General features: G+C 70.9%; 18 protein-coding genes. 5 read left to right on the top strand and 13 right to left on the bottom strand.

Features of this window, described 5'->3' with window-relative positions; all coding sequences use genetic code 11:
* Positions 1-33 precede the first annotated feature (33 nt).
* Positions 34-672, top strand: coding sequence for a DUF998 domain-containing protein (locus tag FVE25_RS25180; protein WP_157249495.1), 639 nt, complete (start codon positions 34-36; stop codon positions 670-672).
* A 61-nt stretch (positions 673-733) separates the two neighbouring features.
* Here the strand turns inward: FVE25_RS25180 and FVE25_RS25175 are convergent, their stop codons facing one another.
* From FVE25_RS25175 to FVE25_RS25165, 3 genes are read right to left on the bottom strand one after another with little or no spacing between them, the layout of a single operon-like run.
* On the bottom strand, positions 734-2,485 hold the full coding sequence (locus tag FVE25_RS25175) for an ABC transporter ATP-binding protein (protein WP_157249494.1): 1,752 nt from the start codon (positions 2,483-2,485) through the stop codon (positions 734-736).
* A gap of 2 nt (positions 2,486-2,487) precedes the next feature.
* Entirely contained in the window at positions 2,488-4,176 is a 1,689-nt protein-coding gene (locus tag FVE25_RS25170) for an ABC transporter ATP-binding protein (RefSeq protein WP_157249493.1), read from the bottom strand.
* Between the two features lie 40 nt (positions 4,177-4,216).
* Complete coding sequence (locus FVE25_RS25165) at positions 4,217-5,362, bottom strand: MFS transporter (protein ID WP_157249492.1); 1,146 nt, start codon at positions 5,360-5,362, stop codon at positions 4,217-4,219.
* Positions 5,363-5,408: 46 nt separating this feature from the next.
* On the opposite strand from FVE25_RS25165, the gene FVE25_RS25160 reads away from it, so the two are divergent.
* The 4 genes from FVE25_RS25160 to FVE25_RS25145 are packed head-to-tail and all read left to right on the top strand — an operon-like array spanning position 5,409 to position 11,844.
* Entirely contained in the window at positions 5,409-8,912 is a 3,504-nt protein-coding gene (locus tag FVE25_RS25160) for a nitrate reductase subunit alpha (RefSeq protein ID WP_157249491.1), read from the top strand.
* A complete protein-coding gene (gene narH / locus FVE25_RS25155) occupies positions 8,912-10,513 on the top strand; it encodes a nitrate reductase subunit beta (RefSeq protein ID WP_157249490.1) in 1,602 nt (533 codons plus the stop codon). The genes FVE25_RS25160 and narH overlap by 1 nt, the downstream gene beginning before the upstream one ends.
* Positions 10,510-11,172 (top strand): respiratory nitrate reductase subunit gamma, encoded by a 663-nt coding sequence (narI, locus tag FVE25_RS25150; RefSeq protein WP_157249489.1) that lies wholly within the window; start codon positions 10,510-10,512, stop codon positions 11,170-11,172. The genes narH and narI overlap by 4 nt, the downstream gene beginning before the upstream one ends.
* A 39-nt stretch (positions 11,173-11,211) precedes the next feature.
* On the top strand, positions 11,212-11,844 hold the full coding sequence (locus FVE25_RS25145) for a phosphotransferase family protein (protein ID WP_157249488.1): 633 nt from the start codon (positions 11,212-11,214) through the stop codon (positions 11,842-11,844).
* 3 nt (positions 11,845-11,847) lie between these two features.
* Here FVE25_RS25145 and FVE25_RS25140 read toward each other — a convergent pair whose 3' ends face one another.
* The 10 genes from FVE25_RS25140 to FVE25_RS25095 all read right to left on the bottom strand — a co-directional run bounded on the left by FVE25_RS25140 (position 11,848) and on the right by FVE25_RS25095 (position 20,936).
* Positions 11,848-12,963 (bottom strand): NAD(P)/FAD-dependent oxidoreductase, encoded by a 1,116-nt coding sequence (locus FVE25_RS25140; protein ID WP_157249487.1) that lies wholly within the window; start codon positions 12,961-12,963, stop codon positions 11,848-11,850.
* Complete coding sequence (locus FVE25_RS25135; RefSeq protein WP_157249486.1) at positions 12,963-13,163, bottom strand: ferredoxin; 201 nt, start codon at positions 13,161-13,163, stop codon at positions 12,963-12,965. The genes FVE25_RS25140 and FVE25_RS25135 overlap by 1 nt, the downstream gene beginning before the upstream one ends.
* Positions 13,164-13,168: 5 nt before the next feature.
* The gene (locus FVE25_RS25130) at positions 13,169-13,954 is read right to left on the bottom strand and encodes an ABC transporter permease (RefSeq protein ID WP_157249485.1); all 786 of its coding nucleotides are present in this window, start codon (positions 13,952-13,954) and stop codon (positions 13,169-13,171) included.
* Positions 13,951-14,883, bottom strand: a complete 933-nt coding sequence (locus FVE25_RS25125) for an ATP-binding cassette domain-containing protein (protein ID WP_157249484.1) — start codon at positions 14,881-14,883, stop codon at positions 13,951-13,953. The genes FVE25_RS25130 and FVE25_RS25125 overlap by 4 nt, the downstream gene beginning before the upstream one ends.
* On the bottom strand, positions 14,867-15,658 hold the full coding sequence (locus FVE25_RS25120; RefSeq protein ID WP_157249483.1) for a DUF4097 family beta strand repeat-containing protein: 792 nt from the start codon (positions 15,656-15,658) through the stop codon (positions 14,867-14,869). Before FVE25_RS25120 ends, FVE25_RS25125 begins: the two co-directional genes overlap by 17 nt.
* A gap of 11 nt (positions 15,659-15,669) precedes the next feature.
* Positions 15,670-16,188: an RNA polymerase sigma factor SigE gene (gene sigE, locus FVE25_RS25115; RefSeq protein WP_343046158.1), complete on the bottom strand. Its 519-nt coding sequence runs from the start codon at positions 16,186-16,188 to the stop codon at positions 15,670-15,672.
* Positions 16,185-17,363 (bottom strand): cytochrome P450, encoded by a 1,179-nt coding sequence (locus tag FVE25_RS25110; protein WP_157249482.1) that lies wholly within the window; start codon positions 17,361-17,363, stop codon positions 16,185-16,187. The genes sigE and FVE25_RS25110 overlap by 4 nt, the downstream gene beginning before the upstream one ends.
* A 149-nt stretch (positions 17,364-17,512) precedes the next feature.
* The gene (locus FVE25_RS25105) at positions 17,513-18,244 is read right to left on the bottom strand and encodes a succinate dehydrogenase/fumarate reductase iron-sulfur subunit (protein WP_157249481.1); all 732 of its coding nucleotides are present in this window, start codon (positions 18,242-18,244) and stop codon (positions 17,513-17,515) included.
* Positions 18,244-20,166: a fumarate reductase/succinate dehydrogenase flavoprotein subunit gene (locus FVE25_RS25100; RefSeq protein ID WP_425489501.1), complete on the bottom strand. Its 1,923-nt coding sequence runs from the start codon at positions 20,164-20,166 to the stop codon at positions 18,244-18,246. Before FVE25_RS25100 ends, FVE25_RS25105 begins: the two co-directional genes overlap by 1 nt.
* Complete coding sequence (locus FVE25_RS25095) at positions 20,166-20,936, bottom strand: succinate dehydrogenase cytochrome b subunit (RefSeq protein ID WP_157249479.1); 771 nt, start codon at positions 20,934-20,936, stop codon at positions 20,166-20,168. Before FVE25_RS25095 ends, FVE25_RS25100 begins: the two co-directional genes overlap by 1 nt.
* Between the last annotated feature and the right edge of the window lie 17 nt (positions 20,937-20,953).

Below are 20,953 nucleotides of genomic sequence, written 5' to 3'. Positions count from 1 at the left end.
CGTAGACAGAAGCCACCGAAAGGAACCCGGACCATGAACACCACCACCACCGCCTCCACCCGCCCCCTCCTGACCGCCGCGGCCCTCGCCGCGCCCGTGTGGGTGGTCGTCTGCCTGGCCCAGGTCCTCACCCGCGAGGGCTTCGACCTCACCCGCCACCCCCTCAGCCAGCTCGCCACCGGCGGCCTCGGCTGGATCCAGATCGCCAACTTCGCGACCGTGGGCGTGTTGTTCATCGTGGGCGCGTTCGGTCTGCGCGGTGCCATGTACGGCAGGCCCGGCGGCACCTGGACCCCGCGCCTGGCCGGGATCGTGGGCGCCGGGATGATCGCGGCCGGGGTGTTCACGATGGACCCGGGTGACGGCTTCCCCGCCGGCACCCCGGCCGGCCCTCCGGCGGGCATGAGCTGGCACGCGATCGCCCACATGGCGAGCGGGTCGGTCGCGTTCATCGCGCTGGCGGCCGCCGGGTTCGTCCTGGGGCGCTACTTCAGCCGCGCCGGTGACCGCACGGCCGCGGTCGTCTCCCGGCTGGCGGGTGTGGCGGTGATCCTGGGCGACGGCTGGGCCATGAGCGGCGGCCGGATGGGTTCCGTGACCCTGGCGGCCGGCGTCACCTCCGCCCTGGTCTGGCTCTCCGTGGTCGCCTACCGCCTGCGCGGGGACGCCTGAGGCCACGTGGGAAAGAGCCCCGCTCCGCACACCGGAGCGGGGTTCTCCACGTCGAACAGGGTCAGCGTGGCGCCGGGCTTCCGTGCCAGCTCGACCACAGGGCCGCGTAGGAGCCGCCCTGGGCGACCAGCTCGTCATGGCTGCCCAGCTCGCTGATGACACCGTCCTCCACCACCGCCACCCGGTCGGCGTCGTGGGCCGTGTAGAGCCGGTGGGCGATGGCGATCACGGTGCGCCCTTCCAGCACGGCGGCCAGCGACCGCTCCAGATGCCTGGCCGCCCGCGGGTCGATCAGGGACGTGGCCTCGTCGAGCACCAGCGTGTGCGGGTCGGCGAGCACCAGCCGGGCCAGCGCGAGCTGCTGGGCCTGCGCCGGTGACACGCTGAGCCCGCCGGATCCCACCTGGGTCTCCAGCCCGTCGTCCAGGGCCGACACCCAGTCGAGCGCGTCCACGGCCGTCAGCGCCTGCCGTACCTGATCGTCGGTGGCGTCGGGGCGGGCGATGAGCAGGTTGTCGCGGAGGGTCCCCTTGAAGACGTGGTGTTCCTGGGTGACCAGGGCGACGTGCCCGCGTAGGTCGTCCAGGGGCAGGTCCACCAGGGGGACGTCGCCCACGGTGACCGAGCCGGTGCGCGGGCCGTGGATGCCGGCCAGGAGGCGGCCGAGCGTGGACTTGCCCGCGCCGGACGGCCCGACCATGGCCAGGCGCTCGCCGGGCGCCACGGTCAGGGTGACGCCGTGCAGGACGTCGCGGCCGGCCCGGTAGGCGTACCGGACGTCGGCCGCCTCCAGCCGTTCCCCGGCGGGCCGGGCGCCGGTGGCGGCGCGGTCGTCGGGGACGTTGGCCACTCCCAGCAGGCGGGACATGGCTGCCCCGCCGACCTGCAGCTCGTCGATCCACATGAGGAAGCGGTCCAGCGGGTCGATGAGCTGCTGGGCGTAGAGCATGCCGGCGGTGACCTGGAACAGCTCGACCCAGCCGTTGACGTAGAACAGGCCGCCGAACAGGAGGCTGGCCACGACCGGCAGCACGTAGCCGAGTTCCACGGAGGGGAACCAGACGGTGCGCAGGCCGAGGGTGTACCGTTCCGCGGCGTACGAGGCGGAGATGTCGCGGTCGGTACGCTCGGCCCGGCGGGCCTGCAGGCCGAGGGCCTCGACGGCCCGGGCGCCTTCGACGGTTTCGGTCAGCCCTTCGGTCATGTCGGCGTATGCGGCGTTCTCCCGCAGGTAGCCGTCGCGGGCCCGCCTGAGGTACCAGCGCGTGGCGATCCACAGGATGGGGACGGCGATCAGCATCGGCAGCATGAGCAGCGGCCCGACCAGGATCAGCGCGCCGAGTGTGATCACGAAGGTGACGGCCGCGATCAGGGTCTCGGGTACGGCGTGCCGCACGGTCCTGGACAGCGAGTCGACGTCCCGTGAGGTCCGGGTGATGAGGTCACCGGATCCGGCGCGTTCCACGGTGGACAGCGGCAGGCCGAGCACCCGGTCGACGAACTCCTCGCGCAGCTCGGCCAGCACCCGCTCGCCCAGCCGGGAGGAGGCGAGGACGGCGAAGCGCACCAGCAGCGCCTGCATCAGCAGGAAGCCGCCGATGGCCGCACCGACCAGCCAGACGTTGACGTCGACGCCGTCCTGCACGTTCTGCACGAGCCGGCCGAGCTGCCACGGTACGGCGAGGCCGGCGACGGCGGCCAGGCCGTGCAGTCCCAGGGCGACCGTCAGCTCGCGCGGGTACTTGAGCGTGAGCCGGCGGGCATAGGCGCGAACCTGTTTCTCGTCCGCGACCGGAAGGATCTCGCGGGCCATCTCTAGTCCTCCCCTCTCGTGACGGTTCCGGCGTAGGCGGCGGAGGTGGCCAGCAGCTCGCGGTGCGGGCCTTCGGCGAGGACGCGGCCGCCCTCGACGTAGACGACGTGGTCGGTCCGGTCGAGCACGAGCGGGCTGCTCGTGCAGATCAGCGTGGTACGGCCGGCGCGGGCCTTGGCCAGCCGGTCGGCGATGCGGGCCTCGCTGTGGGCGTCCACGGCACTGGTGGGCTCGACGAGGATGAGCACCTCGGGGTCGGCCAGCAGGGCGCGGGCCAGGCGCAGCCGCTGCTGCTGGCCGCCGGAGAACTCACGGCCGCTCTCGGCGACCACGGTGTCGAGGCCGTCGGGCAGGGCGTCCACGATGTCCTCCGCGCAGGCGGTGCGCAGTGCCTGCCGTACCTCGTCGTGGCTGGCGTTGCCGCGCACGTCGAGTTCGTCGCGCAGGCGGCCGGAGAACAGCCGGGCGCCGTTGTCGGCGACCAGGATGCGCTCGCGCACCTCGGGGATGGGCAGGTCGGCCAGGTCGACGCCGCCGAAGGTGACGTCGCCCGGCACGTAGCGGCCGAGGCGGTCGGCGATGTCGATGGCCTCCTCCGGAGTGGCGGCGGCCAGCGCGGTCACGGCGCCGGGCTGAAGCGTGACGCCGCTGTAGGAGTCGCGCAGGACGCCACCGTCGGTGGTGCCGGCGCCGCCGCTCACCTCGGGTTCCATGCCCAGGATGCGGATGACGCGGCGGGCGGCCACGTGGCCCTTGGTCAGCTTGTCGGCGGCCTCGGTGAGGGTGCGCATGGGGCCGATGAGGAAGACGGCGTAGCCGTAGAAGGCGACGAGCTGGCCGGGGCTGATCTGGCCGCCCAGCGCGAAGGAGGCGCCGATGCCGGTGACGACGGCGATGAGCAGGCCGGGCAGGAAGATCTGGGCGCCTTCGAGCAGCGACTCGATGCCGGCCACGCGCACGCCGGCGTGGCGCACGCGCTGTGACTCCTCCCGGTAGCGCTCGGCGAAGACCTGCTCGCCGCCGATGCCGCGCAGTACGCGCAGGCCGGAGACGATGTCGGCGGAGCGGGTGGACAGCTCGCCGAGCAGGTTGCGGTGGGTCTTCTGGCGCTTGTGCAGGGGCTTGAGCAGCGGGCCGACGGCGACGGCCATGAGCGGGACGCCGAAGAGCACGAGCAGGCCGAGCGGCAGCGAGGCGGAGATCAGGTAGACGGTGACGGTGATGATCGCCACGATGGAGCCGGTGCCGCGCAACAGGATGTCCATCGAGCCGCCGATGTGCGCGATGTCGGAGTTGCCGACGCTGACCACCTCGCCGGTGGACAGCCGCTTGGGCAGCGTGGCGCCGAGGCGGGCGGCGTGGCGGGCGGTGACCTGGACGGTCCGGTAGGCGGCGGCCAGCCAGTTGGTGACGGCGAAGCGGTGGCGCATGATGCCGGCGAATGCCTGGAGGAGGCCGAGGCCGAGCAGGATCGCCGACCAGATGAGCAGGTCGCGGGTGTTCTTGGCGGTGAGGGCGTCGATGCCCTTTCCCAGGACGGCGGGGACGAGGGCCTGGCCGAGCCACCAGAGGGTGGCGAAGCCGATGCCCGCGGCGAGCGCGGACTTCTGCCGCCGCGCGTTCCACAGCAGGTAACGGAAGGGCGTGCGTATGTCAGGGGTGCCGGGATCGGCTTCAGGCAGGGAACGCATAGCCCGTCAAGGCTGTCAAAAGTCATCTTGACCAGGCAAATCATTTTCCGAAGGCGCGGACCGTGTACGTCACGGCGACCAGGGCGGTCAGCGCGAGCAGCAGGTAGCCGATCGTGTAGGCCCCGGTCGCGGTGTAGACGGCGCCCATGACCAGCGGCGGGAAGTACCCGCCGAGGCCGCCTGCGGCGCCGACGAGCCCGGTGACGGTGCCGACGCGCGGGGCCTCGACGAGCCGGGCGACGAGCGCGAAGACGCCGCCGGTGCCGAGGCCGAGGAAGAAGGCCATGAGCACGAAGCTCGCCCCGGCGGGGATCTCCAGCGGCGGCTTCAGCGCGAGGACGAGGGCCATGACGAGCGCTCCGGCGAAGGAGATCGTCAGCACGCGGATCGGCCCGATCCGGTCGGAGAAGATGCCGCCGAGCGGGCGGGCGATCACGGCGGCGATGGAGAACCCGGCGGTACGCAGGCCGGCCTCGGTCTGGGCGAAGGCGTAGACGTTCTGCAGCAGCGTGGGCAGGTAGGTGGAGAAGGCGACGAACCCGCCGAAGGCCACCGCGTACAGGAAGGCGCACTGCCAGGTGGCCTTGATCTTGAGCGCGTCCTTCATCCTGGGCAGCGCGGGCTCGGCGGACGGCGTCCAGCCGGGCGCGTTCCGGCCGAGGGCCAGCACGATGACGCCCGTGACCGTAAGCGCCGCCGCCATGATGACGTGCGTGGTGGGCCGCCCGAATGATTCGACCAGCCGTGGCGTGAAAAATGCGGACAAGGCGGTGCCGCCCATCCCCGCCCCGAACACCCCGGTCGCGAACCCCCGCCGCGCCGGCTCGTACCAGGCGTTGACGAACGGGATCCCGATCGCAAACGACGTGCCCGGAATGCCCAGCAGGAACCCCCAGAACAACAGCCACCCGTAGGAGCCCGCCCAGCCGACGCACAACACCGGCACGATCGAGACGAAGCAGACGATCGCCAGCATCAGCCGCCCGCCGAACCGGTCGGCCAGCACCCCCGCCGGGATCCGCCCCAGCGAGCCGACCAGCACCGGGATGGCGACCAGCATCGACGTCTGGGTCGGCGACAGGTGCAACGCCTTGCTGTAGCTGCCGGACAGCGGGCCGATGAGGTTCCACGCCCAGAAGGTGACGGCGAAGGCGGCGGTCGCGAGCACCAGGTTCCGCACACGCATGACACCCTGTGTAACAGATCGCCACACAGTGTGATGAAGTGGGGGTATGAGCGAGGCGGATGACTTCCTCCTGAAGACCGGCCGTTTCTTCCGCAGGGCGGACACGGGCCCGGACCTGCGGACGGTCTATCTGTCCGGCGGGCGGGAGGGCGACGCCTACTACCGGGACCGCTGGAGCCACGACAAGGTCGTCCGCTCCACCCACGGCGTGAACTGCACCGGCTCGTGCTCGTGGAAGGTCTACGTCAAGGACGGCATCATCACGTGGGAGACGCAGCAGACCGACTACCCCGGCGTCGGCCCCGACCGCCCCGAGTACGAGCCGCGCGGCTGCCCGCGCGGCGCGGCCTTCTCCTGGTACACCTACTCACCGACCCGCATCCGCTACCCGTACGCCCGCGGTGTCCTGGTCGAGATGTACGGCGAAGCCCGAAAAACCGGCAAAAATCCAGTAGAAGCCTGGGCCGAAGTCACGACAAATCCGGAAAAACGGGAGATCTACCAAAGCGCCCGCGGCCACGGCGGCCTCGTCCGCATCACCTGGGACCTGGCCACCGAGATGATCGCCGCCGCCCACGTCCACACCATCAAAACCTACGGCCCCGACCGCGTCGCCGGCTTCTCACCCATCCCCGCCATGTCCATGGTCTCCCACGCGATCGGCTCCCGGTTCATCTCGCTGATCGGCGGCACCATGCTCAGCTTCTACGACTGGTACGCCGACCTGCCCGTCGCATCCCCCCAGGTGTTCGGCGACCAGACCGACGTCCCGGAGTCGGCCGACTGGTGGGACGCCGCCTACCTGATGCTCTGGGGCGCCAACGTCCCGGTCACCCGCACCCCCGATGCCCACTGGATGGCCGAGGCCCGCTACCGGGGCCAGAAGGTCGTGGTCATCGCCCCGGACTACAACGACGCCGCCAAGTTCGCCGACGAGTTCCTCGCGATCAACCCGGGCACCGACGGCGCCCTGGCCATGGCGATGGGCCACGTGCTGCTGAAGGAGTGCTTCGTCGACCGCCAGGTGCCCTACTTCCAGGACTATGTCAGGAAATATACGGACCTCCCGTTCCTGGTACGGCTCCGCGAACACGACGGCGCCTACCTGCCCGACAAGTTCCTGACCGCCGCCGATCTCGGCGACACCGGGGAGGCGGCCGAGTGGAAGACGGTCGTCCTCGGCGCGGACGGCGAGCCCGTGGTGCCGAACGGCTCGGCGGGCTTCCGCTGGACGGAATCCGGCACGGGCAGATGGAACCTCGAACTGGACACCGTCCCCCGGCTCACCCTGGAGGACGCGGAGCCGGTGGAGATCCGGCTGCCCCGCTTCGACGCCGACGGGGTGCTCACCCGCGCCGTCCCGGCCAAGCGGATCGGCGGCCATCTGGTCACCACCGTCTTCCACCTCATGCTCGCCCAGTACGGCGTGGGCGCGAGCTACGACGACGCGGCGCAGCCGTACACGCCGGCCTGGCAGGAGCCGATCACGGGCGTCCCCGCCGAGCGCGCCGTCAGGATCGTCAGGGAGTTCGCCCGTACGGCGGAGCAGACCCAGGGCCGGTGCATGATCATCCTGGGGGCGGGCACCACCCAGTGGTTCCACGGAGACACGATCTACCGGGCCTTCCTGGCGCTGCTCATGCTGACCGGCTGCCAGGGCCGCAACGGCGGCGGCTGGGCGCACTACGTGGGCCAGGAGAAGTGCCGCCCGCAGACCGGCTGGGCCCAGCTCGCCTTCGGCCTGGACTGGAGCCGCCCGCCCCGGCAGACGCCGGGCACGCCGTTCTTCTACCTGCACACCGATCAGTGGCGCTACGACCGCTTCGACGCCGGCGAGCTGAGCTCCCCGCTCGGCCCCGGCGTCTTCCGCGGCAGGCACACCGCCGACCTGGTGGCCGAGGCGGTCCGGAACGGCTGGATGCCGATGGCGCCCGCGTTCGACCGCAACCCGCTGGAGCTGGGTGAGGCGGAGGATCCGGTCGAGGCCACCCGGGAGGCGCTGGAGAACGGCACCCTCAGGCACGCGGCGCAAGACCCGGACGACCCGCGCAACTGGCCGCGCGTGCTCACGTTGTGGCGCTCCAACCTGCTCGGCTCCAGCGCCAAGGGCAACGAGTACTTCCTGCACCACCTGCTCGGCGCCGGGTCCAACCTGCCGGCGCCGGACGAGCGGGCGCCACGCGGCAAGCTCGACCTGCTGCTGACGCTGGACTTCCGGATGACCTCCTCCACGCTCTTCTCCGACATCGTGCTGCCCGCCGCGACCTGGTACGAGAAGCACGACCTGTCCTCGACGGACATGCACCCGTTCGTGCACGCGTTCAACCCGGCCATCGCGCCGCCCTGGGAGACCAAGAGCGACTTCCACGCCTTCCACGCCGTCGCCCGCGCCTTCAGCACGCTGGCCAAGGAGCATCTCGGGGTCAGGAAGGACGTCGTGGCGCTGCCGTACCAGCACGACACGCCCGGCGAACTGGCCTGCCCCGGCGGCCGCGCGCCCGATCGGCCCGTGCCCCAGCTCGCCGTGGTCGAGCGCGACTACGGCGCGATCGCCGAGAAGATGGGCGCGCTGGGCCCGCTGGCCGAGCGCAAGGGGCTGGCCGTCAAAGGCGTGGTGTTCACGCCCGACGAGGAGGTGCGCTGGCTCGGCGAGCGCTGCGGGCTGGTGCCGCGCGGGGTGGCCAAGGGGCGGCCGATGCTCGACACCGAGGCGAAGGCGTGCGAGACGATCCTGGCGCTGTCGGGCGTCAGCAACGGCCGGCTGGCCGCGCAGGGCTTCGCGCAACTGGCCGAGCGGACCGGCACCGACTTCGGCGAGCTGATCCACACCGACCACCGCATCGTCTTCGCCGACACCCAGTTCCGGCCGGTCCACGTCGCCTCCAGCCCGGAGTGGTCGGGCAAGGAGGCGCACGACCGGCGCTACTCGCCCTTCACCATCAACGTCGAGCACCACAAGCCGTGGCACACGCTCACCGGGCGCATGCACTTCTTCCTCGATCACGACTGGATGCACGAGTACGGCGAGGCGCTGCCGATCTACCGGCCGCCGCTGGACATGGCGGCCCTGTTCGGCGAGGGGCAGGAGAAGGACATGCTGGTGGTGCGCTATCTGACGCCCCACTCGAAGTGGTCCATCCACTCCGAGTACCAGGACAACCTGCTCATGCTCTCGCTGTCGCGCGGCGGCCCGACGATCTGGATGTCGGTGGCGGACGCGGCCAGGATCGGCGTGGCCGACAACGACTGGGTCGAGGCCGTCAACCGCAACGGGATCGTGGTGGCCAGGGCGGTGGTCTCCCACCGGATGCCCGACGGGACCGTGTACATGTACCACGCCCAGGACCGGGTGATCGACGTGCCCAAATCCGAGGCGAACGGCCGGCGGGGCGGCATCCACAACGCGCTCACCCGGGTGCTGATCAAGCCCACCCACATGATCGGCGGCTACGCCCAGCTGTCGTACTCCTTCAACTACCTCGGCCCCACGGGCAACCAGCGCGACGAGATCACCGTGATCCGGCGGCGCACGCAGGAGGTGACGTACTGATGCGCGTGATGGCCCAGCTCGCCATGGTGATGAACCTGGACAAGTGCATCGGCTGCCACACCTGCTCGGTGACCTGCAAGCAGACGTGGACCAACCGGCCCGGCGTCGAGTACGCGTGGTTCAACAACGTCGAGACCCGCCCCGGCCAGGGATACCCGCGCCGCTACGAGGACCAGGACCGCTGGCGCGGCGGCTGGCAGGTGGACGCCAAGGGCAGGCTGCGCCTCAGGGCGGGCGGCAGGCTGCGCAAGCTTCTCGGCATCTTCGCCAACCCGCTCATGCCCACCATCCAGGACTACTACGAGCCCTGGACCTACGACTACGAGAACCTCACCCGCGCCCCGCTCTCCGACGACGTGCCGGTCGCCCGGCCGCGCTCGCTGATCAGCGGCGAGCCGACGGCCATCCGCTGGAGCGCCAACTGGGACGACGACCTCGGCGGCGACCCGTCGCCCGACCCGGTGCTGCAGAAGGTCGGCGACCAGGTGAAGCTGGCGTTCGAGCAGGCGTTCATGTTCTACCTGCCGCGCATCTGCGAGCACTGCCTCAACCCGGCCTGCGTGGCCTCCTGCCCGTCCGGCGCCCTGTATAAGCGGGAGGAGGACGGGATCGTGCTGGTGGACCAGGATCGCTGCCGCGGCTGGCGGATGTGCGTGACCGGCTGCCCGTACAAGAAGGTGTACTTCAACCACCGCACCGGCAAGGCCGAGAAGTGCACGTTCTGCTACCCGCGGGTCGAGGTGGGGCTGCCGACCGTCTGCTCGGAGACGTGCGTGGGCCGGCTGCGCTACCTCGGGGTCATGCTGTACGACGCCGACCGGGTGGGCGAGGTGGCCGCGACGGCCGACGACAAGGACCTGTACGAGGCGCAGTTGTCGGTGTTCGTCGATCCGGACGACCCGGCCGTGGCCGCCTCCGGGCTGCCCGCCGACTGGATCGAGGCGGCCCGCCGGTCGCCGGTGCGCGAGCTGATCGTGCGCCACCGGGTCGCGCTGCCGCTGCACCCGGAGTACCGCACGCTGCCGATGGTCTGGTACGTGCCGCCGTTGTCACCGGTCGTGGACGCGCTGGCCGGCACCGGGCACGACGGCGAGGACGCCGGCAACCTGTTCGCCGCGATCGAGGCGCTGCGCATCCCGGTCGCGTACCTGGCGGAGTTGTTCACCGCGGGCGACCCGGCGCCGGTCTCCGCGGCGCTGCGGCGGCTGGCGGGGATGCGCTCCCACATGCGCGCGGTCAACCTGGGCGAGCAGCCGCCGGAGACCGGGATGCGCCCGGACGACGTCCACGACATGTACCGGCTGCTGGCGCTGGCCCACTACGACGAGCGCTACGTGATCCCGTCCGCCTACGGCGGCACGCCCGGCGCGGTGGAGGAGATCGGCTGCAGCCTCGACTACGACGGCGGCCCGGGGGCGGGCGGGCCGTTCGGCGAGGGGTCGGGCCGCCCGGTGCCGGTGTCCATCGAGAGCTTCCACGGGCTCAAGCAACGCCAGACCGCCGAGGAGAGCACGCACGAGCGGGTCAACCTCCTCAACTGGGACGGCAGAGGCAAACCCGCCGGGCTGTTCCCGCCGAAGAGGGGGGAAGAGGACGCGTGAAGTACACCGAGCCGCTCTTCTGGGTGATCGTGCCCTACCTCGTGCTGCTGACGCTGGCCGGAGGGCTCGTCTGGCGCTACCGCTACGACAAGTTCGGCTGGACCACCCGCTCGTCGCAGCTCTACGAGTCGCGGCTGCTGCGCGTCGCCTCGCCGCTGTTCCACTACGGGCTGCTGTTCGTCATCGCCGGGCACGTGATCGGGTTGTTCATCCCGGCCTCGTGGACCGAGGCGATCGGCCTGTCCGACCACGCCTACCACCTGCTGGCCCGGATCTTCGGCGGCGCGGCCGGGCTCTGCGTCCTGACCGGGCTGATCCTGCTGATCTACCGCAGGCGGCGCACCGGGCCGGTCTTCCGCGCCACGACCGGCAACGACAAGGTCATGTACGCGGCGCTGGTCGTGGCGATCCTGGCCGGGCTGGCCGCCACGCTGTCGGGGGCGGAGTACCGCGACAGCGTCTCGCCGTGGTTCCGCAGCATCTTCGTGCTCCGGCCGGACGCCGAGGTCATGGCCGACGCGCCGCTGCTGTTCAAAATCCACGTGGCGGCCGGGATGGTGATGGTGGCGCTGTTCCCGTTCACCCGGCTGGTCCACGCGCTGTCGGCCCCGGTCGGCTACCTGTTCCGGCCCTACCTCGTCTACCGGAGCCGGGTTTAGGGCGCGCGTCGTGTGCCGTGTGCGACAGAATCGACTGCTGTGAGGCATGGCTACACCAACAGCACGTTCGGCGACGGCGCTCTCGTCGTGAAGTGCTATCTGGGTCCGGGCGCCGCCCATCGGCTGGACACCGAGCGGAAGATGTTGCGCCGCCTGCGCGGCCGGGTGCCCGTCCCCGCGGTGCAGTCGGTCACCGACACCAGCCTGACCACCAGGTTCGTCCCCGGCATCCACGGCCAGGACCTGCTCGACGAGGGGATGGCCAAGGAGGTCATGACCGCCTGCGGCCGGACGCTGGCCGCCATCCACGCCATGCCCGCCGCCCGGGGCCGTGTCCTGGTCCACGGCGACTACGGCCCGAACAACCTCATCATCGACCCGATGACCCACGAGACCGCCGCCGTCCTCGACTGGGAGTGGGCGCACCGGGGCGAGCCGGTGGAGGATCTGGCGTGGTGTGAGTGGATCATCCGGATGCATCACCCGGAGCACGTGGAGGCGCTGCCGTACTTCTTCGAGTCCTACGGCGGAGAGGTGCCCGAATGGCCGCGGCGGCACGAGGCCATGCTGGCCCGCTGCCGGGAGCTGCTGGAGTTCGCCGCCGACTGGGGCCGCGAGGCCGTGGAGCTCTGGGAGGAGCGCCTGGCCACGACGGCCGCATGGAGCGCGTGAGGCTCAACCGACCTGCCGGCGGGCCAGGCGGGCGCCGCGGGGGTGGTTCCAGCCGACGGCCGCGGTGACCGCCTCGCCGTTCTCGGCCAGGGCGACCCAGCGCGGCTGCTCTGGGTCGCCGTCGGTCCAGCGGATCCGGTCGTGCGGGCCGATCGTGCCGTGGACCTGGATCTTGACGCCGTACTGGTCGCTCCAGAAGTACGGGATCGTGGAGAACGGGCGCTCCTCGCCCATGATGTTCGCGGCCACGGTGAGCGCCTGCTCGGTGGCGTTGGTCCGGCTCTCCACACGTCCGTGCGGGTAGCGGGCCACGTCGCCGACCGCGTAGACGTCCGGGGCGGCCCTGCCGTACGCGTCGCACTCGACGCCGTCGTTCAGGCCCAGGCCGGTGCCGTTCAGCCAGCCGGTCGCCGGGACCGATCCGGCGGTCACCACGACCAGGTCCGCCGGGACGGTCCCGCCGCCGGTCAGCTCCAGGCCCTCGACGCGGGCCGTACCGAGGAAGGAGGCGACGCCCGTGCCGAGGCGCAACTCCACGCCCTGCTTCTCGTGCATCGCGCCGACCATGCGGCCGAGCGTGGTGCGGAGCTGGCGGGCCATCGGCACCTGCGCCGGATCGACGAGCGTCACCGGCAGGCCGAGCGTGCGGGCGGCGGCGGCGATCTCGCAGCCGAGCACGCCCGCGCCGGCCACCGCCACCCGCGTCGCGGCGTGAAGGGCCGCCCGCAGCGCGATCGCCTCGTCGATGGTGCGCAGCGTGTGGACGCCGGCCAGCAGCCGCTGGCCGGGCAGCCGCCGCGGGGTCAGCCCGGTCGCGATGACCAGCCGGTCGTACGGCAGGCGCCGCCCGTCGTCCAGAGCCACCTCGCGCACGCCCAGATCCAGATGTACGGCCCGGCGTCCCAGCACCAGGTCGCAGTCCGGCGGGTCGTCGCCGCGCAGCAGGGTGCGCTCCATCGGCCAGGACTCCGTGAGGACCTCCTTGGACAGCGGCGGCCGGTCGTAGGGACGGTGGCGCTCCTCGCCGACCAGCCGGATCATGCCGTCGAAGCCCTTGGCACGCAGCGCCTCCACGACGGTCAGGCCGCCGACCGAGGCGCCGATGACCAGCACGTTCATCAGCCCGCGTCCTGGATCTGGATGGCCGCGGCCGGGCAGACGAGCGCCGCGTCGCGCACCGCGCGGTGCTGATCGGCCGGGGGCTCGGCGTCGAGGACGATGCCGATGCCGTCCTCTTCACGCTGGTCGAAGATCTCCGGCGCGACCAGGACGCACTGACCGCCGCCGATGCACTTGTCCTCGTTGAGAGTGATCTTCATGGTCTTCACTTTCCGGGGTCGCGGTTGTAGAGCCTCTTGGCCCACAGGTAGCCGAGCAGGGCGATGACGGCGCTCCAGATGGCCGAGTGCAGGAGGCTGTCGCCGACCGGCGTGCCGTTCAGCAGGGCGCGCAGGGTCTCGGTGACGGGGGTGAGGGGCTGGTTCTCGGCGAACCAGCGCACGGCCGAGGGCATCGACTCGGTGGGGACGAAACCGCTGCCGAGGAAGGGCAGGAGGAGCAGCGGCATGGGCAGGTTGCTGGCGGCGGTCACGTCGTCGGTGACCATGCCGAGCGCCGTGGCGAACCAGGTGAACGCGAAGCCGACCATCGCCAGCACGCCGAAGACGCCCACCCACTCGACGACGCCCGCGTTCGGCCGGAAGCCGACGAGCAGGGCGGCCGCGATGACCGCGACGATCGCGATCATGGTCTGGATGAGGCTGCCGATCACGTGCCCGGTCAGCACGGAGACCCGGGCGATGGCCATGGTCTTGAACCGGGCCACGATGCCGTCGGTCATGTCGGTGGCCACCGAGATGGCGGTGCCCTGGGCCTGCGCGACGATGGTCATCAGGATGATGCCGGGCGCGAGGTAGTTGGCGTAGGCGGTGCGCGGGTCGCCGGCGCCGTTCTCGATGCCGATGCCCATCGTGCCGCCGAAGACGTAGACGAACAGCAGCAGGAAGATGACCGGGACGCCGGCCGCGGTCAGGGTCAGGGCCGGGTAGCGCCAGATGTGCCGCAGCTGGCGGCGCAGCATGGTCGCCGAGTCGGTCAGCGCGCGAATCATCGGGACTCCGTGAGGGCGAGGAAGACGTCGTCGAGGTCGGGGGTGTGCACCGACAGCTCCTCGACCTTGATCGCGTTGTTGTCGAGCCATTCGGTCAGGCCGCGCAGGGTCGTGGTGCCGCCGCTGTTGGGGACGAGAAGGGTCAGCGCCTCGTCGTTGCGGGAGATCGGGCCGACGCCGCGCAGCGCGAGCTGGTAGCCGGCGGAGTCGGCGAACTTCAGGCTGATGTGGCCGCCGGGGACCAGCCGCTTGAGCTCCTGCGCGGTGCCCTCGGCGACGATCCGGCCGCCGTTGAGCATGGCGATGCGGTCGGCGAGCTGGTCGGCCTCCTCCAGGTACTGCGTGGTGAGGAAGATGGTGACCTTGTCCTCGGAGACCAGCTCGCGCACGATCCCCCACATCGAACGGCGGCTGCGCGGGTCGAGGCCGGTGGTGGGCTCGTCGAGGAAGATGAGCCGCGGGTTGCCGACCATGGTCATGGCCAGGTCGAGGCGGCGCCGCATGCCGCCGGAGTAGGTGGAGGCCCGCTTGCGGGCAGCGGCGGTGAGGTCGAAGCGCTCCAGCAGCTCGCGGGCCTTCTTGCGGCCCCTGGACCGGCCCAGGCGGTGGAGGTCGGCCATCAGGCGCAGGTTCTCCTCGCCGGTGAGCAGGCCGTCCACCGCGGAGAACTGGCCGGTGACGCCGATGGCGGCGCGCACCGAGTCCGGCTTCGTGGCCAGGTCGTGCCCGGCCACGGTGACCTGGCCCGCACTGGCCTTGATCAGCGTGGACAGGATCTGCACCGTCGTGGTCTTGCCCGCGCCGTTCGGGCCGAGCAGGGAGAAGATCGAACCTTCCGGGATCCGCAGGTCCACCCCGTCGAGGACGCGGTGCGAGCCGTACGACTTCTGCAGGCCGGAGACCGTGATCATGTCAGGCCCAGTGGACATCGATGTCTCCGTAAGTCGTGCGGGCGTAGATGTCGGCCTTGGCGTCGGTGTGGACGGGCGCGCGGCCGGTGTCGAGCGTGTCGCGCACCTGGCCGTGCGCGGAGTTCACGTCCACGTCGGCGGTGGTGGTGCGGGGGATGCCGACGGAGACGCTGCCGTAGCCGGCCTCCAGGACGGCGTTGCCGGCGGCCAGCCGCCCGATGCGGATGCTGCCGTGCGAGGCGGTGGCCTTGACGTCGGCGCGGGCGCGGTCGATGACGATGTCGCCGTTGCCGGCGGTGATCGTGATCGTGGAGCCGGCGTCGCCGATGCGGACGGTGCCGTTGGTGGCGATGTCCACGGGCCCGATCGGCTTGTTGACGATGATGTCGCCGTGCTCGGAGCTGGCCCGCACGGTGGCGGTCTCGTCCAGCGAGATGTCGCCGTGCGAGGTGTGCACCCGGGTGTCGCCGAGGCTGCCGGCGACGCGGATGGCGCCGTAGTAGGCGTCGGCGGTCAGCTCGGACTCGGCGGGAAGCTGGACGGTCAGCACGACCGACGGCGGCTTCTTCGGCGACCAGCGGCGCGAGGTCTCGCGCGGCGCCCGCACCAGCAGCTTGCCGTCGGCGTAGGAGATCTCGGTCTGCTGGGCCAGTTGCTGGTCGGCGGCCCGGTCGGGCTCGGCGGGACGCACCTCGACCAGTGTCTCCTGCCGGTCGCCGGCGTTGACGCGAACCTCGCCGGAGCCGAACTCGATGGTGGCCTGGATGGGTCCGGGCGTGTCGAAGGTGGGCATGTCATGTCCTTTCAGCGCGGTGATGGGGAGCGGTGGTGAAGGCTGGCCCTGAGCTGGGCGCGGCCGCGGTGGATGCGGCTGCGGATCGTGCCGGTCTTGACGCCGAGCGCCGCCGCGACCGCGTCGTACGGCAGGCCCTCCACGTCGCACAGCACGACCGCGGCCCGATGGGCGGGAGTGAGCGCCTGGAGCGCGTCCTGGATGTCGGGCTCGAAGTGCAGCTCGTCCCAGACCTGCTCGGGTGTGGGCCCGCGGGCGGGCAGCCGTTCGGCCGACTCGTCGCCGAGCAGGTTGACGTTGACGCGGGCGCGCCGCCGTACCCCGTCGAGGAACAGGTTCGTGGTGATCCGGTGCAGCCAGCCCTCGAAGCTGCCCGGTTTGTAGGTCGCCAGGGACTTGAAGACCTTGTAGAAGACCTCCTGGGTCAGGTCTTCCGCATCGTGCGGGTCGCCCGTCAGCCGGAAGGCGAGTCCGTACACGCGGGCGGAGTGCGTCCGTACGATGGCCTCCCAGCTGAGGGCCGCGGTCACCAGGTCACCGGGAGGCGGTGCACCCCGAAGATGTCCTGACCGTCCCGCATGGGGACTTCCTCCACCGGTACGGCCAGCCGCAGCCCCGGGAAGCGGCTGAGCAGGGCCGGGAAGGCGGCGCGCATCTCGACCCTGGCCAGTTGCTGGCCGAGGCACTGGTGTGCCCCGTGGCCGAAGGCGAGGTGGCCGGTGGTCTCCCGGCGCAGGTCCAGGGTGTCGGCGTTCGGGAAGCGGGCCGCGTCGCGGTTGGCCGCCTGGACGGCCAGGGCGACGGTCTGCCCCGCCTTGATCTGCTCGCCGCCGATCACGACGTCCTCCGCGGCGGCGCGGGCGACGACGTTGACGATGGTGAGGTAGCGCATCAGCTCCTCGACGGCGTTGCCGATCAGCTCCGGCTCCCGGCGCAGGATCTCGAGCTGGTCGGGGTGCTCCAGCAGGGCGAAGGTGCCCAGCCCGATCATGTTGGCGGTGGTGTCCAGCCCGGCGCTGAGCAGGAAGATGCCGAGTCCGACCAGTTCCGCGTCGCTCAGGTCGCTGGTGGTCAGGTCGCTGAACACGTCCTCGGCCGGGTTGGCCCGCTTGGACTGGACCAGCTTGCCGATGTACTCGACGAGGGAGCCGTAGGCGGCGTACTGCTCCTCCGGAGGGGCTTCGACACCGCTGAGCGTGGCGGTCCACGCCTGGAACTCCGCCCGGTCGGCGTACGGCACGCCCAGCAGTTCGCAGATCACCATGGCCGGCACCGGCTTGGCGAATGCCTCCACCAGGTCGGCGCCGGGCCCGTTGGCCTCCATGGCGTCCAGGTGCTCGGTGACGATCTGCTCGATCCGCTCGGTGAGCTGGGCCATGCGGCGCACGGTGAACTTGCCGGCCAGCAGCTTGCGCAGGCGGGTGTGCTCCGGCGCGTCCATGTTGAGCAGCTCACCGGGCTCGGCCGGCGGCATCTCGATGGCGGCCGCGTGGTAGTGCCGCAGCTCCTGGCGGGCGCTGAAGCGCGGGTCCGCGACGATCTCCCGGACCACCTCGTGGCCGACCGCCAGCCAGCCTTCGTGGCCGTCGGGGAAGGTGAACGGCCACAGCGGCTTCTGCTCGCGCAGCGTCGCGTACTCGGCGGGCGGGTCCCAGGGGCGGCTCTTGGGCCGGGTCAGGGGAAGCGCCGCGAGCGACTCGGTCATAGCGTGTCCTCCAGTCTGTGCACGTCGTGCACGCCTGTGAACACTGTACGCGTGAGGATAGGTGTACGCAAGTCGCCTACACTGTGCCCTGCGGCGCACGCAAAAGGGCCGCACCCCGTCCCCGGGATGCGGCCCTTTCTTCTGCTCCGCTACGCCTTCAGGTAGTCGGCGTTCATACGCGCGATGGTGTCCAGCGGGATGCCCTTCGGGCAGACCGCCGTGCACTCACCGGTGTTCGTGCAACCGCCGAAGCCCTCGGCGTCCATCTGGTCCACCATGGCCTTGGCGCGGCTCAGCCGTTCCGGCTGGCCCTGCGGCAGCAGCGACAGGTGAGTGATCTTCGCCGCGGTGAACAGCGAGGCCGAGCCGTTCGGGCAGGCCGCCACGCAGGCGCCGCAGCCGATGCAGGTCGCCGCGTCGAAGGCGTCGTCGGCGTCCTCCTTGCGTACCGGGATCGAGTGGGCGTCCGGCGCCGAGCCCGCCGGGACCGAGACGAAGCCGCCCGCCTGGATGATGCGGTCGAACGCGCTGCGGTCCACGACCAGGTCCTTGATGACCGGGAACGGCGCGGCCCGCCACGGCTCGATGGTGATCTCGGCGCCGTCCTCGAAGTGGCGCATGTGCAGCTGACACGTCGTGGTGGCCCGCTGCTCGCCGTGGGCCACACCGTTGATGACCATGCCGCACATGCCGCAGATGCCCTCGCGGCAGTCGTGGTCGAAGGCGATCGGGTCGTCGCCCTCCATGATGAGGCGCTCGTTGACCACGTCGAGCATCTCGAGGAACGACATGTCCGGCGAGACGTCCTTGGCCAGGTAGGTGACCATGCGCCCGGCGTCGTCGGGACCGCTCTGCCGCCAGACCTTGAGAGTGAGATCCATTACTTGTAGCTCCGCTGGCTCATCTTGACGTACTCGTACTCGAGCGCTTCCTTGTGCAGCACCGGCCCGTCCGCCGCGCGCTCCCATGCCGACACGTGCGCGAAGTGCTCGTCGTCACGCAGCGCCTCGCCGTCGGCGTCCTGCGACTCGGCGCGGAAGTGACCGCCGCACGACTCCGTGCGCACCAGCGCGTCCAGGCACATCAGCTCGGCCAGGTCGAAGAAGTCGGCGACCCGGCCGGCCTTCTCCAGCACCTGGTTGAGCTCCTCGGCGGTGCCGGACACCTTGACGTTGCGCCAGAACTCCTCGCGCAGGGCGGGGATGAGCTCCAGGGCCTTGCGCAGCGACTCCTCGGTGCGCTCCATGCCGCAGTAGTCCCACATGATCCGGCCGAGCTCGCGGTGGAAGGAGTCCGGCGTGCGATTGCCGTTGACCTTCATCAGCCGGTCGATCTTGGCCCGGACCTTGATCTCGGCCTCGGCCACGGCCTCCTCGTCCACCTCGGCGAACGGCCCGTTCGCCAGGTAGTCGCCGAGCGTGGTCGGCAGCACGAAGTAGCCGTCGGCCAGGCCCTGCATCAGCGCCGAGGCGCCCAGGCGGTTGGCGCCGTGGTCGGAGAAGTTGGCCTCGCCGATCACGAACAGGCCGGGGATCGTGGACTGCAGGTCGTAGTCCACCCACAGGCCGCCCATCGTGTAGTGGACGGCCGGGTAGATGCGCATCGGCTGGGTGTAGGGGTCCTCGCCCGTGATGCGCTCGTACATCTCGAAGAGGTTGCCGTACTTCTTCTCCACGGCGTCGCGCCCGAGGCGGCCGATCGCGTCGCGGAAGTCCAGGTAGACGCCCAGGCCGCCGGGACCGACGCCGCGGCCCTCGTCGCAGACGTTCTTGGCCGCGCGGGAGGCGATGTCACGCGGGACCAGGTTGCCGAAGGCCGGGTAGATGCGCTCCAGGTAGTAGTCGCGCTCCTCGTCCGGGATGTCGCCCGGCGCGCGGTGGTCGCCCGCGTTCACCGGCACCCACACGCGGCCGTCGTTGCGCAGCGACTCCGACATCAGCGTCAGCTTCGACTGGTACTCGCCGGAGACCGGGATACACGTCGGGTGGATCTGCGTGTAACAGGGGTTGGCGAAGTAAGCGCCCTGCTCGTGGGCCCGCCAGATCGCCGTGGTGTTGCACCCCTTGGCGTTCGTGGACAGGTAGAAGACGTTGCCGTAGCCGCCGGTGGCCAGCACGACCGCGTCGGCGGTGTGCCGCTCGATCTCGCCGGTGACCATGTCGCGCACGATGATGCCGCGGGCCCGGCCGTCGGAGACGATCAGCTCCAGCATCTCGTGCCGGGTGAACATCTCGACCGTGCCGGCCTTGATCTGCCGCTCCAGCGCCTGGTAGGCCCCGAGCAGGAGCTGCTGGCCCGTCTGGCCGCGGGCGTAGAAGGTCCGCGAGACCTGGGCGCCGCCGAAGGAGCGGGTGTCGAGCAGCCCGCCGTACTCGCGGGCGAACGGCACGCCCTGGGCCACGGCCTGGTCGATGATGTTCACCGAGACCTCGGCCAGGCGGTAGACGTTCGACTCGCGGGCGCGGAAGTCGCCGCCCTTCACGGTGTCGTAGAACAGCCGGTAGATCGAGTCGCCGTCGCCGCGGTAGTTCTTCGCGGCGTTGATGCCGCCCTGCGCGGCGATCGAGTGCGCCCGCCGGGGCGAGTCCTGGTAGCAGAACGACTTGACGTTGTAGCCCAGCTCGCCCAGGGTCGCCGCGGCCGAGCCGCCGGCCAGGCCGGTGCCGACCACGATGACGTGGAGCTTGCGCTTGTTGGCCGGGTTGACGAGCTTGGCGGCGAACTTCCGCTTGGCCCAGCGTTCCTCGATGGGGCCGGTGGGCGCCTTGGCGTCCAGGATCGGCTCGCCCTCGGTGTACTCGATCACTTCACCACTCCGAACATGATGGCCAGCGGCGGCGCCAGGAATCCGAGCACCACCACGGCCGAGACCAGCAGCGCGCCGAGCCGTACCACCCGGCGGCGCTCCCCCTTGAGCCAGCCGAGCGTCTGGAAGGACGACCAGATGCCGTGCCGCAGATGCAGGCCGACCAGCAGGACGGCGATCACGTAGATGGCCGTGACCCACCAGCGCCCCGGCTGGAAGCCCTCGATCATGCGGTCGGCCGGCGTGGAGTGGAACCCGGCCGGGTTGACCACGCCGAACGTCAGGTCGAGCAGGTGCCAGACGATGTAGAGCGCGATGGTGACGCCACCCCACCGCATGATGTGGGTGGCGTACCCGGTGGCCTGCGACTTCTTGGCCACGTACTTCACCGGCCTGGCCTTGCGCGCGCGCCGGGTCAGCGTGATGGCCGCCCACATGTGCAGGACCACGGCCAGGACCAGGCCGACCTCCAGCAGGGTCAGCACCGTCCGGTACGGCACGAACGGCTCCAGCAGCGTCCGCAGCCAGTGCGCGTACTCATTGAACGAGTCACGGCCGAAGAAGATCTTCAGGTTGCCCAGCATGTGCAGGACGACGAAGCTCACCATCACGGCACCCGTGACGGCCATGACGACTTTCCTGCCGTTCGACGAGCTCAGGAACCCGCGGGACTTCTTGGGCGTTGGAGGAGCCGGAGCCTTGCCGGTCCCGGTCTTGGGGGTGCTCACGGGCGCCGTCGCGGCCCCGCGCTCTATCGTGGCGGTCACATCAGGAAACGCTAGGT

It is taken from the genome of Nonomuraea typhae, from assembly GCF_009760925.1.
Taxonomy (GTDB): domain Bacteria; phylum Actinomycetota; class Actinomycetes; order Streptosporangiales; family Streptosporangiaceae; genus Nonomuraea; species Nonomuraea typhae.
This window is presented reverse-complemented; position numbering and strand designations above follow the sequence as displayed.